The organism is Streptomyces sp. NPDC002870 (assembly GCF_042888505.1).
GTDB lineage: Bacteria > Actinomycetota > Actinomycetes > Streptomycetales > Streptomycetaceae > Streptomyces.
In genome coordinates this window covers 156,663-170,984 of record NZ_JBIAPW010000012.1, presented here as the reverse complement: position 1 = coordinate 170,984, position 14,322 = coordinate 156,663, and the positions used below count along the sequence as shown (strand labels likewise).

Annotated in this window: 12 protein-coding genes; 5 read left to right on the top strand and 7 right to left on the bottom strand. The window is 71.6% G+C overall.

The window, feature by feature from the left end:
• Positions 1-78 precede the first annotated feature (78 nt).
• A complete protein-coding gene (locus ACFYWY_RS17740; RefSeq protein WP_389186793.1) occupies positions 79-711 on the top strand; it encodes an HAD family hydrolase in 633 nt (210 codons plus the stop codon).
• Here ACFYWY_RS17740 and ACFYWY_RS17735 read toward each other — a convergent pair.
• Positions 690-926: a hypothetical protein gene (locus ACFYWY_RS17735; protein WP_389186790.1), complete on the bottom strand. Its 237-nt coding sequence runs from the start codon at positions 924-926 to the stop codon at positions 690-692. The genes ACFYWY_RS17740 and ACFYWY_RS17735 overlap by 22 nt on opposite strands.
• Before the next feature lie 180 nt (positions 927-1,106).
• On the opposite strand from ACFYWY_RS17735, the gene ACFYWY_RS17730 reads away from it, so the two are divergent.
• The gene (locus ACFYWY_RS17730) at positions 1,107-1,490 is read left to right on the top strand and encodes a cold-shock protein (RefSeq protein WP_215094878.1); all 384 of its coding nucleotides are present in this window, start codon (positions 1,107-1,109) and stop codon (positions 1,488-1,490) included.
• A 99-nt stretch (positions 1,491-1,589) separates the two neighbouring features.
• On the opposite strand, the gene ACFYWY_RS17725 is transcribed toward ACFYWY_RS17730, so the two are convergent.
• The 4 genes from ACFYWY_RS17725 to ACFYWY_RS17710 all read right to left on the bottom strand — a co-directional run bounded on the left by ACFYWY_RS17725 (position 1,590) and on the right by ACFYWY_RS17710 (position 5,161).
• Complete coding sequence (locus tag ACFYWY_RS17725) at positions 1,590-2,447, bottom strand: 1,4-dihydroxy-6-naphthoate synthase (RefSeq protein WP_389186787.1); 858 nt, start codon at positions 2,445-2,447, stop codon at positions 1,590-1,592.
• Complete coding sequence (locus tag ACFYWY_RS17720) at positions 2,428-3,132, bottom strand: futalosine hydrolase (protein WP_389186785.1); 705 nt, start codon at positions 3,130-3,132, stop codon at positions 2,428-2,430. Before ACFYWY_RS17720 ends, ACFYWY_RS17725 begins: the two co-directional genes overlap by 20 nt.
• A gap of 16 nt (positions 3,133-3,148) precedes the next feature.
• On the bottom strand, positions 3,149-3,628 hold the full coding sequence (locus ACFYWY_RS17715; RefSeq protein WP_389186782.1) for a DUF2771 domain-containing protein: 480 nt from the start codon (positions 3,626-3,628) through the stop codon (positions 3,149-3,151).
• Between the two features lie 183 nt (positions 3,629-3,811).
• Positions 3,812-5,161, bottom strand: coding sequence for an MFS transporter (locus tag ACFYWY_RS17710; RefSeq protein WP_389186779.1), 1,350 nt, complete (start codon positions 5,159-5,161; stop codon positions 3,812-3,814).
• Positions 5,162-5,463: 302 nt separating this feature from the next.
• Between ACFYWY_RS17710 and ACFYWY_RS17705 the strand changes: the two genes are divergently transcribed.
• Together ACFYWY_RS17705 and ACFYWY_RS17700 are read left to right on the top strand one after the other, a co-directional pair.
• Positions 5,464-6,399, top strand: coding sequence for a DUF3027 domain-containing protein (locus tag ACFYWY_RS17705; RefSeq protein ID WP_389186776.1), 936 nt, complete (start codon positions 5,464-5,466; stop codon positions 6,397-6,399).
• Positions 6,400-6,589: 190 nt separating this feature from the next.
• Positions 6,590-9,748: a sacsin N-terminal ATP-binding-like domain-containing protein gene (locus tag ACFYWY_RS17700; protein WP_389186773.1), complete on the top strand. Its 3,159-nt coding sequence runs from the start codon at positions 6,590-6,592 to the stop codon at positions 9,746-9,748.
• An 85-nt stretch (positions 9,749-9,833) separates the two neighbouring features.
• Here ACFYWY_RS17700 and ACFYWY_RS17695 read toward each other — a convergent pair whose 3' ends face one another.
• Positions 9,834-10,760, bottom strand: coding sequence for a DMT family transporter (locus ACFYWY_RS17695; protein WP_389186771.1), 927 nt, complete (start codon positions 10,758-10,760; stop codon positions 9,834-9,836).
• Positions 10,761-10,841: 81 nt separating this feature from the next.
• On the opposite strand from ACFYWY_RS17695, the gene ACFYWY_RS17690 reads away from it, so the two are divergent.
• Complete coding sequence (locus ACFYWY_RS17690) at positions 10,842-11,765, top strand: LysR substrate-binding domain-containing protein (RefSeq protein ID WP_389186768.1); 924 nt, start codon at positions 10,842-10,844, stop codon at positions 11,763-11,765.
• Positions 11,766-11,794: 29 nt separating this feature from the next.
• On the opposite strand, the gene ACFYWY_RS17685 is transcribed toward ACFYWY_RS17690, so the two are convergent.
• Positions 11,795-14,254, bottom strand: coding sequence for an HAD-IC family P-type ATPase (locus ACFYWY_RS17685; protein ID WP_389186765.1), 2,460 nt, complete (start codon positions 14,252-14,254; stop codon positions 11,795-11,797).
• Positions 14,255-14,322 lie beyond the last annotated feature (68 nt).

The following is a 14,322-nucleotide window of genomic DNA, read 5'->3' as shown; positions in this document are numbered from 1 at the left end:
GACGGACAAACTGGGGCCCCGGGTTGGTAAGGCCTGGCTGAGTCCGAGCATCGGGGCCGTCGAGCCCCGATGGGCACAATGGCCCCTATGGCTAAACACCCGCTCACCATCGGCTTCGACCTGGACATGACGCTCATCGACTCCCGCCCCGGCATCCACGCCGCCTACCTGGCGCTCTCCGCGGAGACGGGTGTCTGGATCGATGCCGATCTGGCTGTCACCAGGCTCGGGCCACCGCTGGAGCAGGAGTTGGCGCACTGGTTCCCGGACGAGCGCATTCAGGAGTTGGGTGACCGGTACCGCGAGATCTATCCCGCATACGCCATCGAGCCGACCCTCGCCCTGCCCGGCGCCCGCGAGGCTGTGAGTGCCGTACAGGAGCTCGGCGGCCGCGCGATCGTCGTCACGGCCAAGCACGAGCCGAACGCCAAGCTGCATCTCGACCATCTCGGGATAGCCCCGGACGAGGTCATCGGCTGGCTGTGGGCGGAGGCCAAGGCGGAGGCCCTGCGTGAGCACGGCGCGAGTGTGTACGTCGGCGACCACATCGGAGACGTACGGGGCGCGCACACGGCACAGGCGCTCTCGGTCGCCGTGCCGACCGGGCCGTGCGACGCGGCGGAGCTGCGCGCGGCCGGCGCGGACGTGATCATCGACGACCTGACCGAGTTCCCCGCCTGGCTACGCGCCTACGGTGCGGATTTGGCCTGACGGCGCTGCGCCGCGATCGAGCGCAGTACGCCTGCCGCGGCGATCAGGAACCCGACGCCCATCAGCATGCACACCGCGTACGCGACCGACGGGAACGGATCGGTCCCCAGGAACAGTGGGGCCACGGTGACCAGAGTGGCCACGGCGCCGACGATGAAGACGATCACGCCGGCGCGCACCAGCCCGTCACCAGGGGCGGGAGGAGTAGCAGTCATTCGGCCAGGGTAGTTCCTTGCGCGTAGGAACCGTTCGGCGACGTCTTGTCACCAGCCCCTGGACCATTAGCCTTGGGGGTGGCGGGTCAGGCGACCCGCTGTAGTGCTATCCAGGACCGTTTTTCGGTGCCCAAGTTCCGGTGCCCCAGCGCCCCAACGAGTACGAGGACGAGGACAGACGTGCCTACCGGCAAGGTCAAATGGTTCAACAGCGAGAAGGGCTTCGGCTTTCTCTCCCGCGACGACGGCGGCGACGTCTTCGTTCACTCGTCGGTGCTCCCCGAAGGGGTCGAGTCGCTAAAGCCGGGCCAGCGCGTCGAGTTCGGCGTAGTAGCGGGTCAGCGCGGTGACCAGGCGCTTTCGGTGACGGTTCTCGACCCCACGCCTTCGGTGGCGGCGGCCCAGCGGCGCAAGCCGGACGAGCTGGCGTCCATCGTGCAGGACTTGACGACCCTGCTGGAGAACATCACGCCGATGCTGGAGCGCGGCCGGTACCCCGACAAGGTGCAGGGCGCGAAGATCGCGGGCCTGTTGCGGGCGGTGGCGGACCAGCTGGACGTCTGACGGTTACCCGGCTGTGCCTTTCTGCCGCCCTCGCACTGCTTCGCAGGCTTCGGGGCGGCTGCGCCGGACTGCGTCCGTCGGGCGGGGTGGCTGGTTGAGTCAGTTGAAGCTGAGCGCGTCCGGGCCGAGGGGCGGTACGAGCCCCTCGGCCGCGGCGCGGGTCAGCAGGCCCCGGACCGCCTCGTATCCGTCGGTGCCGAGGTCCGCGGTGAACTCATTGACGTAGAGCTTGATGTGCTGGTCGGCCACGGCCGGGTCCATCTCCTGGGCGTGCTCGAGTACGTACGGGCGGGAGGCCTCCGGGTCGTCCCACGCCATGCGCACCGACGTTCGGGCCGATTCGGCCAGCAGCTTCAGTGTCCCGGCGCCCAGCGACCGCTTCGCGATGATTGCGCCGAGCGGGATCGGGAGCCCGGTCGTCGACTCCCAGTGCTCGCCCATGTCGGCGAGGCGGTGCAGCCCGTACCGCTGGTAGGTGAACCGCGCCTCGTGGATGACCAGTCCGGCGTCGACCTTGCCGTCCCGTACGGCCGGCATGATCTCGTGGAACGGCATCACGACGACCTCGCCGACACCACCCGGGACGACGTCCGCGGCCCAGAGCCGGAACAGCAGATACGCCGTCGAGCGCTCACTCGGCACGGCGACGGTCAGCCCCGTCAGGTCCGTCCCCGGCTCCTTCGTCAGTACGAGCGGACCGCAACCGCGGCCCAGCGCGCCGCCGCAGGGCAGCAGCGTGTACTCGTCGAGGACCCAGGGCAGTACGGCGTACGACACCTTCAGCACGTCGAACTCGCCGCGTTCCGCCATGCCGTTGGTGATGTCGATGTCCGCGAACTTCACGTCGATGGCGGGCGCGCCGGGCACCCGGCCGTGCGCCCACGCGTCGAAGACGAAGGTGTCGTTCGGGCAGGGCGAGTACGCGATCTGCAGGGCGTCACTCATGGGTCGGCTCATGGGTCGGCTCCTCATCGAGGACGGGGGCGAGCTGTTGGAAGGCGTACCGCAGCGAGTCCAGCGCCTGGCCGATGCGCCAGGCGGCACGGTCGCGCGGGCCGACGGGGTTGGAGATCGCGCGGATCTCGACGACCGGTACGGCGTGCGCGGCGGCGGCCTCCGCGACCCCGAAGCCTTCCATCGCCTCGGCGGCGGCCCGCGGATGACGGCGGGTCAGTTCGGCGGCGCGGGCGGCGGTGCCGGTGACGGTGGAGACGGTGAGAACGGGCGCGTGCACGGCGTCGAGGGTCTTGGCGATGCGGGCCGCGAGCTCGGGGGGCGGCAGGTGCGCCGAGCGGCCGAAGCCGAGTTCGTCCACGGGGAGATAGCCGTCGGGCGTCTCGGCGCCGAGGTCGGCGGCGATGATCGCGTCCGCGACGACGAGGGTGCCGACGGCGGCGTGGGCGGGGAAGCCGCCGCCGATCCCGGCGGAGACGACGAGGTCGTACGCGCCGGTGGCGAGGGCGGTTGCGGTGCCCGCGGCGGCGGCCGCGGGTCCGACGCCGGCGGTGAGCACATCGACGCCGGCGCTGCGGGAGAGCGGGTACCGGCCGGGCAGCTGCCCGGCCTCACGTACGGGACCGGCGAGTCCCGCGGCGACGGAGTCGGCCTCCGCCGCCACTGCGGTCACCACCAGTACGCGCACGGCACGACCCTCCGGGTCAGGAGGCCTTCTCGAACTCGAAGTGCCAGATACCGATGACCTTCTTGCCCTTGGTCTCCATGATGCTGACCGCGGTCTTGCTGGTGGGCTCGCCGGTCTGCGAGGAGAAGAAGGCGTTGCCGGGGATGGTCCGGTACGTGTTCTTGTACGGCTCCTGCTCGACGGGCTGGCCACCGAAGAGCAGGGTCCAGCCGTTGTCCGCGATCTCCGGGTCGACGCCCATGCGGACCTTGTCGTCCAGTGCGACCTTCACGGTCTTCGCGGGCTTCTGGGTCAGGCAGCGCTGGAGCAGCGATTCCTTGATCGGCTTGCCGTCGTTGTAGCAGGCCGCCTCGGTGTGGACCGAGTCAGTCCCGACGGTCACGGTCGCGAGCGGGGTCGGCTTGTCGCAGGCGGAAAGGACGAGGAGCCCGGCGGAGACGGCACCCAGAGCGGCAGCGGCCCGGCGGCGCTTGCCCGAGAAGAACGCAACGGTCATGGCCCGAAGGCTATCGGGCGCGTCCGCTCCTGCCACGCGGGGGTACGGCGCGCCGCGCACGAGGGGCCCGGGGGCGCCAAGGCGGCTCGCGACACCAGCACCACCGTGGCCCGCGGCACCAGGCGAGCGCGGGCGAGGCGCACCGGGTCCGACCCGCAGGGATCTGTTCGCGGACGAACCTGTCTACGCCACCCGTGCTCGCGGTGTGCCGCTCCTTCGTGCCGCGCCCAGCAGGCCGCGAAGCGTCGTCAGGAATCCCAGCGCCACGATTCCCGCCGCCACCGACATGCCCAGCGTCGCGTTCAGCGGCAGCGCGATGCCGATTGCGCCGCCTGCCACCCAGGCCATCTGCAGCAGCGTCTCCGAGCGTGCGAACGCCGACGTGCGTACCTCTTCCGGGACGTCCCGCTGGATCAGCGCGTCCAGGGACAGCTTCGCCAGGGCCTGGCACAGGCCCGCCGTCGCGCCCAGGACCGCCACCATGCCCGAGCCGAAGAACGCCGCCGTCGTGATCGCCGCGGTCAGCACCACCGCCTGCACCGTCGCGATGATCAGCTCCGGGCCGCGGGCCTTCAGCCACGCCCCCACCGCCGTGCCGAGCGCGTTGCCCACGCCCGCCGCGACGCCCACTATCCCCAGCGAGACCGCCGCGCTCTGCCCTGCCAGCGGATGCTCCCGCAGCAGGAAGGCCAGGAAGAAGATCAGGAACCCGGACAGCGCACGGAACGCCGCGTTCGCCTGCAGCCCGTGCAGTACGGACGGCCCGACCGTACGCAGACTGGGCTTCTGCTCACCGTGCGTGAGCATGTGCGCCTTGCGCTCGCCCTTCGCCGAGTCGACCTTGGGCGGCATCGTGAACGCCCAGTACCCCCCGAGGACGAACAGCGCGCACGCCCCGTACAGCGGCCACTCAGGCCCGATCTGCTGCAGCCCGATCCCGATCGGCGCCGCGATGCCGGTCGCCAGCAGCCCCGCCAGCGTCACCCGCGAGTTCGCCTTGACCAGCGAGAAGCCCGGCGGCAGCAGCCGCGGCACGACCGCGCTGCGCACCACTCCGTACGCCTTCGACGCGACGAGAACCCCCAGCGCCGCCGGGTACAGCTCGAGCCCGCCGGTCGCCACCGCCCCCGACATCGTCAGCGCGAGCAGCGCGCGGGTGAGCATCGCGCCCGCCATCGCCGCGCGGCGGCCGTGCGGGATGCGGTCCAGAAGGGGGCCGATGACGGGGGCCAGCAGAATGAAGGGCGCCATCGTGACGGCGAGGTAGAGCGCGACCCGGCCGCGTGCCTCGTCCGTCGGTACGGAGAAGAAAACCGTCGACGCGAGCGCGACGGTGATCATGACATCGCCCGCGCCGTTCACCGCGTGCAGTTCGATCAGTTTGCCCAGGCCCGACTCGCCCGCGCCGTGCGCATGCGTCGCCTTGCGGATGCCGCGGGCCGTGCCGGTGAACGGAAGATGCAAGGCACGGCCGACCGCCCGGCCTGCTCTTCCGAGCCGGCCGGTTCCCTCCGACGAACTGACGGCTGCCACCCCGTCATAGTGCCCCAAGGCCCGCTGAGCCGAACCGAGGTGCGGTGTTGTTCGCCCCTTGTTGGGGCGGGCAGGTGGGCGAGGAGCGACAGAGGGGGTAGCGTGCGTAGCGCGCCACCGGCGGTTGTTCCCGGCCGCGCGCCTGTCCGGCATCCCGCAGAATGGATGACGGTAGGTGTGCCCGAGACAGGTTGGTCTGGGCGCGGACGTCGATGCGGCCCCTTGGTCCGCTCCGCCTGCGGCCCGTACCTCGCGAATCGGCCGGCGCACCCGTGAGACGGCGTAGGAGAGAAGCGAGACCTGTGAGTGCTGCGACGCGAAGCCGTACCCCTGACCGCCTGTGCGCCGAGGCGGTAGACCTCGCCCGGTCGGCGGCCGAGGAGGCCGCGGCCCCGGGAGTGGTCGGCGAGCATGTGTCCCTCGTCTCGGAGGGAGACCGCGTCGTCACGCACTTCTTCGAGAGCACTGAACTCGCCTACCGGGGCTGGCGCTGGGCGGTGACGGTCACCCGGGCCTCCCGCGCCAAGGTCGTCACCCTCGACGAAACCGTCCTGCTGCCCGGTCCCGACGCGCTGCTCGCCCCCGAGTGGGTGCCGTGGAGCGAGCGGCTGCGCCCCGGTGACCTGGGCCCCGGCGATCTGCTGCCCACCGAGGCGGAGGATCTGCGCCTGGAGCCCGGCTTCACGGGCGAGGACGTGCCCCCGCCGAACTCCGTGGTGGCCGAGGCCGTGCCGTCGCACGACCTCGCCGAGCGCGTCGAGGCGGAGGACGCCGAGCTCACCGACCGCAGGCCCGTCGACGCCACCGCCGCCAACGGCCGCGGCGCGATCGCGGCGCTCGCCGAAGAGCTCGGCATGCGCCGGGCCAGGGTCCTGTCCCGGTACGGGCTGCACATCGCGGCCGACCGCTGGGAGGAGTCCCACGGCGCGAAGACCCCGATGGCGCAGGCGGCCCCCGCGGCCTGTGTGACCTGCGGATTCCTGGTTCCGATGGCGGGCTCTCTGCGGCAGGCCTTCGGCGTCTGCGCGAACGAGTTCTCCCCGGCGGACGGGCACGTCGTGTCCCTGACGTACGGCTGCGGAGGTCACTCGGAGGCGGCCGTGATGCCGAAGCCGCCCACCCCCGCGCCGCCGGTGTTCGACTCGATGGGCACGGACGAGTTCCTGCTGCACCCGGCCCGCGACAGCGGCTCGGTCTCCCCGGAGCCGGAGGGCACCGAGGACCTCGGCCACTCGTAGGTTTCGCTTCCCTCTCCTGGGTTTCTCTGTCCTCGAACGCCGGACGGCCTTGATTTCAAGCCCGTCCGGCGTTCGAGGCACGGGTCCTGCCAACCTCCCCCGGCCCACGTTCACCACGACCCCCCACACCGGGGTACCTTCGGCCGCACAGGCACATACGCGGGTCAACCGGAGAGAGCGGAGTCACAGCGTGGGCGTCAGGACGACCGAGTGGGCCGACCCGTTCGGGACGGCGCGGCTGCGGCGCGGGGTGCTCGACGCGTGGGGGGCGAGTCCCGCCCGCTTCCGGGAGGACGCCAACGCCGAGGAGGACCTGGCGCTCGGCGGCTATCGGGACCGCCTCGTCGTGGAGCTGGCGCAGAACGCAGCCGATGCCGCCGCGCGGGCGGGCGTGCCCGGCCGGCTCCGGCTGACCCTGCGGCCGGCCACGGTCGATCAGCCCGCCGTCCTCGCCGCCGCGAACACCGGCGCCCCCCTGGACGCGACCGGCGTGGAGTCCCTGAGCACCCTGCGCGCTTCGGCCAAGCGCGATGGCAACGAGTCCTCCGTCGGCCGTTTCGGCGTCGGCTTCGCGGCCGTACTGGCGGTGAGCGACGAGCCCGCCGTCGTCGGCAGGCACGGCGGTGTGCGCTGGTCGCTCGCGGAGGCCAGGGAGCTGACCCAGCAGGCCGCCCAGGCAAGCCCCGGGCTCGGCGACGAGCTGCGCCGCCGCGACGGGCACGTACCGCTGCTGCGGCTGCCGCTGCCCGCAGAGGGGACGGCGCCCGAGGGGTACGACACCGTGGTCGTCCTGCCGCTGCGGGACGGCGCGGCGGTCGACCTCGTGGAGCGGCTGCTCGCCGGGATCGACGACGCGCTGCTGCTCACGCTGCCCGGGCTCGCCGAGATCATGATCGAAACCCCGTCCGGTGTACGGGAGTTGAGGCGCTCCGTGCATGGGGCGTACGTACACATCGAGGACAGCGCGCAGGGCGACCGGCGCTGGCGGGTCGTCAGCCACGGCGGCTCCCTCGAGCCCGCGCTGCTCGCCGACCGGCCGGTCGAGGAGCGGCTGCGGCCGTTCTGGAGCGTCACCTGGGCCGTGCCCGTGGACGACGAGGGCGCACCCGCCCGGCCGCGCACCGCCCCGGTGGTGCACGCGCCGACGCCCACCGACGAACCCCTCGGCGTGCCCGCGCTGTTGATCGCCTCGCTGCCGCTGGACCCCACCCGCCGACATCCCGCGCCCGGGCCGCTCACCGACTTCCTGGTGCGGCGGGCTGCGGACGCGTACGCCGAACTGCTCGGCGACTGGCAGCCGGTGAGCGTCGGCACCATCGACCTGGTGCCCGGGCCGCTCGGCAAGGGCGAGCTGGACGGCGCCCTGCGGGCGGCGATCCTTCAGCTGCTGCCGCGCACGGCCTTCCTTCAGGCGGCGGCGCCGCGCGATGCGTCCGGCGAGGAGACGGGTCTGCCCGACCGCGAGGTCTCCGCCGGACTGCGGCCGATCGAGGCGGAGGTCCTGGAGGGCGCGGGCGCGGAGACCGTACGCGTCCTTGCCGAGGTGCTGCCGTGCCTGCTGCCGGCCGGTCTTGAGCGCCGTGTCGAGCTGCGTACGCTCGGCGTCGCGAGGGTGCCGCTGACCGAGGCGATCGACCGGCTGGCGGGTCTCGAGCGCGAGCCCGGCTGGTGGCAGCGGCTGTACGACAGCCTCGCGGGCGTCGACCCCGACCGGCTGTCCGGACTTCCCGTTCCCCTCGCGGACGGCCGTACGACGATCGGGCCGCGCCAGACGCTGCTGCCGATGGCCGATACACCGCCGCAGCTGGCCCGTCTCGGCCTGAAGGTCGTCCACCCCGACGCGGCGCACCCCTTGCTCGAGAAGCTGGGCGCGCTGCCCGCGACGCCGCGCGCCGTGCTGACGACGCCGCAGGTCAGGTCGGCGGTCGCGGGCTCGCTGGACGCGGGCGAGGTTTGGTACGACGGAGTCGGGGACGGTGCCGCGCTGGACGCGGACGAGCTCGCCGAGACGGTGCTCGCGCTGGTACGGGACGCGGGCATCGAGCCCGGCGACGAGCCGTGGCTGGGCGCGCTCGCGCTGCCCGACGAGGACGGCGAACTCGCGCCTGCCGGTGAACTGGTCCTCCCGGGCAGCCCCTTCGCCTCCGTGATGCGCGAGGACGAACTGGCGCTGTGCGACGCCGAACTGGCCGAGCGGTGGGGCGAGCAGCCCCTCGCCGCGTGCGGTGTGCTGGCGAACTTCGCGCTCGTACGGGCCACGGACGTCGTCCTTGACCCCGACGAACTGGAGCCCCGCGAAGGGGACTTCGCCGAGCCCGACGACGCGGGCCTGCTGGACGCGGTCGACGTCTGGTGCGAGGACGTGCTCGACCGGCTTCCGGACACGCCGGTGCCGCCGGTCGCCACGGAGATCGTCGCGGTCCGCGACCTGGACCTGGTGGACGACGACTGCTGGCCGCAGGCGCTGGCCCTGCTGGCGCAGCCGCCGCTGCGGGACGCGCTGACCCAGAACGTACGGATCCTGCTGCCGGACGGCACGACGGAGACGGTGCGCCCGTACACGGCGTGGTGGCTGCGGGACCATCCGGTCCTGGACGGCCGGCGCCCGGCGGGCCTGCGGGCCGCGGGCGGCGACCCGATGCTTGCCGGGCTCTACGAGGCCGTGGACGCGACGGGCTTCGACGACGCGCAGGTGCTGCGGGCGCTGGGTGTACGCACCTCGGTCGCCGCGCTCCTCGACGAGCCGGGCGGGGCGGCGGAGCTGCTCGGCCGCCTCGCGGACCCGGACCGCCCGGTGCGCCCGGCCCAACTCCACGCCCTGTACACGGCCCTGGCCGACCTCGACCCGGAACAGGTCACGCTCCCGGACGACTTGCGCGCGGTCGTGGACGGCGAGGTCCGCGTGGTCGACGCGGCGGACGCGGTGGTCGCGGACGCGCCGGACCTGCTCCCGCTCGCCGCGGGCCTGCCGCTGCTTCCGGTGAGCCCTTCGCGGGCGGCGGAACTGGCGGAACTGCTCCAGGTCCGCCGCCTGAGCGAGACGGTCGCGGCGGCGGTGACGACCCGGGGCGAGGAGCACGAGGTCCCCGAATCGGTGCACGTCCTCCTCGGCCCGGCCACGCCGGCGACGTACGTCGAGCACGAGGAACTGATCGCCGGCGGCACGGAACTGGAGTGGCGCCGCACCCCGGACGGCGTGATCCACGCGTCCACGGTGGAGGGCGTGGCGGCGGGCCTGGCCTGGACGGCCGGCCAGTGGCCACGCCGCTTCGAGGTGGCGGCGCTGCTGGAGGACCCGTCACGCACGGAGGAACTGGCCACGGCACGCTGGTTCGACGCGACGCGGTAGCGAGGGCGCACTGACGGTCTCGGTAGTGCCTTCGGGTTGTGGTCGATCAGCCGGTACGGGGTGTTGGTGGTGTCGAGCAGGGTGATCAGGCGCTGGTAGGTGTCGTGATTCGGCGTACGGCGTTCTCCTTCACGGTGGTGGCGCGGTGGGCCCGTTCGATGGTCTGGCCCCAGTAGGTCCCCGCGACCATCAGCACCGCACCAAGGGCGGCGAGGACGGTGAGCCGTTCGCCGCCGAGGCCGATGCCGATCACGACGGCCCAGACGGGTTCGGTGCCGAGGAGAAGGCTGGCCCGGCTGGCAGAGGTGCGTTGTACTGCCCAGGTCTGGGCGAGGAAGGCGAACACGCTGCAGAACAGGGCGAGGTAGACCAGCTGGGTCCACGTCATGGCATCGGCGTGGATCAGGACCGGGAGTTGGCCGGCGGCCGGCACCAGGAACAGCGCCGAACCGACGACGGTCTGCACGGCTGTCAGGTGCAGCGGACGCAGCTCGCGGCCTGTGGTGAGCCGTCCGACGAGCACGACGTGCACCGCCCGCACCGCTGCGGCGGCGAGCATCAGCAGCTCGCCGGCTCCCGGAGTGTGGAGGCCGCTGCCGGACATGAGCAGCCCGACAGCCAATACGCACACGCCTGCGGCGGCGAAGAACCGTGGCGGCAGTCCGCCTCGGCGGCCCGTACGGTCCAGCAGCGGGGTGAGCACAATGGTCAGGCTGATGATCAGACCCGCGTTGGCGGCACTGGTGTGCGCAACTCCGTATGTCTCCAACGCCAGGACGGCCGCCTGCGTGACCCCCAGCAGCGACCCGGACCTGATCTCGTCACGGGTGTAGCGGGGCCCCCGACGGGCGGCGACCAAGGCGACACAGGCAAGGGCGGAGATCACGTACCGCGTGAACAGAATCGCCAGGACCGGGATGGCTACGGTGGCTGTCTTCGCCGACAGATAGCTGGAACCCCAGACGGTGGCGACGAGCAGCAGTACCAGATCGGTACGGCGGGAATCGGGCATGGCTTCAACGCTGGACCCTGGAGACACTGAAGCCAAGGACGAGTTCCTCAAACGAATCTTTAGCATCCCTACACTGACAGCATGGATGAGCGTCAGTTGCGGGTTCTGCGTGAACTCGGCGAGCTGGGAAGTGTCACCGCGGTCGCCGAGGCGCTGTTGGTGACGCCTTCTGCGATCTCCCAGCAGCTACGACTGCTGCAACGTTCAATGCCCGTCCCGTTGACCGAACGCGATGGACGACGACTGGTACTCACCGCTGCCGGGCAAGCCCTGGCCGGCGCGGCGATCGAAGTGGAGACCGCCCTGGCCCGAGCGCGACGCACCGTTGACGCGTTCGTCGACGAACCGGATGGCAGTGTCTCGGTGGCAGCATTCCACAGTGCGGCCGCGGCGTTCCTGCCGCTCCTGCTACGCGGCCTCGCCGGGCCGGGGTGCCCGCAGCTCACCTTCGCCGACGAGGACGTCGCACAAGAAGACTTCCCGCCGCTGACCCGGGAGTACGACCTGGTCCTGGCTCACCGCCTCGACCACGCTCCGCCCTGGCCCCACACGGTGGGCGTCACCGCGTTGTTGCACGAACCGCTCGACGTCGCCATGCCGGAAGATCACCCGCTGGCCGGTAAGCGACGCCTCACCCCTCAGGACGTCGCCGGCCAGCCCTGGATCACCGTCCACGACGGCTTCCCGCTGATGGCCACCATCGAGGCCCTCGCCGCCGCCGCGAACCGCCGACTCGACATCCGTCACCGCATCAACGAATTCGCGGTGGTCGCCGAGGTCGTCGCCGCCGGTGGGGGACTCGCCCTGATGCCGCGCTGGACCGCGCGTCCCCACCCCGGGGTGGTCCTCAGACCGCTCAGCGGCGTACATGCCCGACGTCATATCGACGCGCTGCATCGCCCCGAGCGCACCGCACGAAGAGCCGTCCGGACTGTCCTCGCCCAGCTGCGGCGCGATGCCGCAACGATTCGGAGTGGAGAGAGCGACGCAGCCCCCGCCCGCTGAGGCGGCGCTGCGTTTGCGTGAAGACCCTCCTACGCCGGGAACTTCCTGTCCACCACCCGCCACGCGACCTCCAGCAGCACCGCCCCCGTCGCCGCGAGCCCCACCGCGCCCCACGGCATCGTCGTCCCCACCAGCTTCAACGCGAAGAAGTCCTGCAGCCACGGCACGACCAGCACGATCAGGAAGCAGGCCCCCATCGTCGCCACCAGGCACACCCGCCACCACGTGTACGGGCGGGCGATGATCGCCAGGACCCACATCGAGACCAGGAACAGCGTCAGCGTCGCCGCGCTCGTTTCCGCGTCCAGCGCGCCCGGGCCGCTGTAGTGCGAGCGGGCCAGCAGATAGGTGGCGAAGGTCGCCGCACCCGCGATCACGCCCGCCGGGATCGCGTACCGCATCACCCTGCGTACGAAGTGCGGCTTCGCGCGCTCCTTGTTCGGGGCCAGCGCCAGGAAGAACGCCGGTACGCCGATGGTCAGCGTCGACAGCAGCGTCAAGTGCCGTGGCAGGAAGGGGTATTCGACCTGGCTGCACACCACCAGGATCGCCAGCAGCACGGAGTACACCGTCTTGGTCAAGAAGAGCGTGGCGACCCGGGTGATGTTGCCGATGACCCGGCGGCCCTCCGCCACCACCGAAGGCAGCGTCGCGAAGCTGTTGTTGAGCAGCACGATCTGAGCCACCGCGCGCGTCGCCTCCGAGCCCGTGCCCATCGAGACACCGATGTCCGCGTCCTTCAGGGCCAGGACGTCGTTGACGCCGTCGCCCGTCATCGCGACGGTGTGGCCGTGGGACTGCAGCGCGCCCACCATGTCGCGTTTCTGCTGCGGGGTGACCCGGCCGAAGACCGCGTTGGAGTCCAGGGCCGTGGCCATCTCTCCGCGCTCCTCTGGGAGATGGCGCGCGTCCACCGTGTTCTGCGCGCCCGGCAGACCGAGCTTTCCGGCCACCGCGCTCACCGACACCGCGTTGTCGCCGGAGATGACCTTCGCCGAGACGTTCTGCTCGGCGAAGTACCGCAGTGTGTCGGAGGCGTCGGGCCGCAGCCGCTGCTCCAGTACGACCAGCGCCGTCGGCTCGGCTCCGGTCGCGACGGCCGGCGCGTCCAGCTCGCCCGCCGCCCGGGCCAGCAGCAGCACCCGCAGACCCTGCTGGTCGAGCTGCTCCATCTCGGCCAGGGCGGGATCGCCCGCCCGCAGCAGCACATCGGGCGCGCCCAGCAGCCAGGTGGAGCTCTCGCCGTTGCCCTCGCTGAAGCTGGCGCCGCTGTACTTGCGGGCCGACGAGAAGGGCAGCGACTCGGTGCAGCGCCAGTCCTCGCTGTCCGGATACGCATTGATGATCGCCTGGAGGGACGCGTTGGGCCGGGGGTCGGACTCGCCGAGCGCGCCCAGGACCTTACGTATGTACGTCTCGTCCGAGCCGCCCAGCGGCCGCACCTCGGTGACGTCCATGCCGCCTTCCGTCAGCGTGCCCGTCTTGTCGAGGCAGACGACGTCGACCCGTGCCAGCCCCTCGATCGCGGGCAGTTCCTGCACCAGGCACTGCTTGCGGCCGAGCCGGATGACGCCGATCGCGAAGGCGACCGACGTCAGCAGCACAAGCCCTTCGGGGATCATCGGCACGATGCCGCCGACGGTCCTGGCCACCGAGTCCTTGAAGTTGCTCTCCTTGACGACCAGCTGGCTGATGATGAGCCCGATCGCGGTCGGGACCATCATCCAGGTCACGTACTTGAGGATCGTCGAGATGCCGCTGCGCAGCTCGGAGTGGACGAGGGTGAACCGGGACGCCTCCTCCGCGAGCTGCGCCGCGTACGCCTCGCGCCCCACCTTCGTCGCCGTGAACGCCCCGCCGCCCGCGACCACGAAACTCCCGGACATCACCTTCTCGCCCGGCTGTTTGACGACCGGGTCGGCCTCGCCCGTCAGCAGAGATTCGTCGATCTCCAGGCTGTCCGCCTCCGCCACCTCGCCGTCCACGACGACCTTGTCGCCCGGCCCGAGTTCGACGAGATCGCCGAGGACGATCTCGGAGGTGGAGACTTCCGCGGCCACGCCGTCGCGTCGCACCGTCGGTCTGGCCTCACCGATGACCGCGAGCCCGTCCAGCGTCTTCTTGGCGCGCAGCTCCTGGATGATGCCGATGCCGGTGTTGGCGATGATCACGAAGCCGAAGAGGCTGTCCTGGATCGGCGCGACGAAGAACATGATCACCCACAGCACGCCGATGATGAGGTTGAAGCGGGTGAACACATTGCCGCGGACGATGTCGGCGGTGGAGCGCGAGGAGCGGACGGGTACGTCGTTGACCTCGCCGCGCGCGACCCGCTCGGCGACCTCCGCGGTGGTCAGCCCGGAAGGGCGCGGCACGATCGCTGATTTGGGTGGCTTCATCGGGTGCACGGGGTCGAGTTCGGCCCCCGCGTCGATGACGGGTCGGCCCGGCTCGGGGCCGTCCGTGTCGATCCTCGCCCGCTGCGTCATGGTTTCGACGGTACGGCCGTACGGACCGTCTCACCCGCCGAGTGCGCCGAAGTCAGACCCTGGTAGGA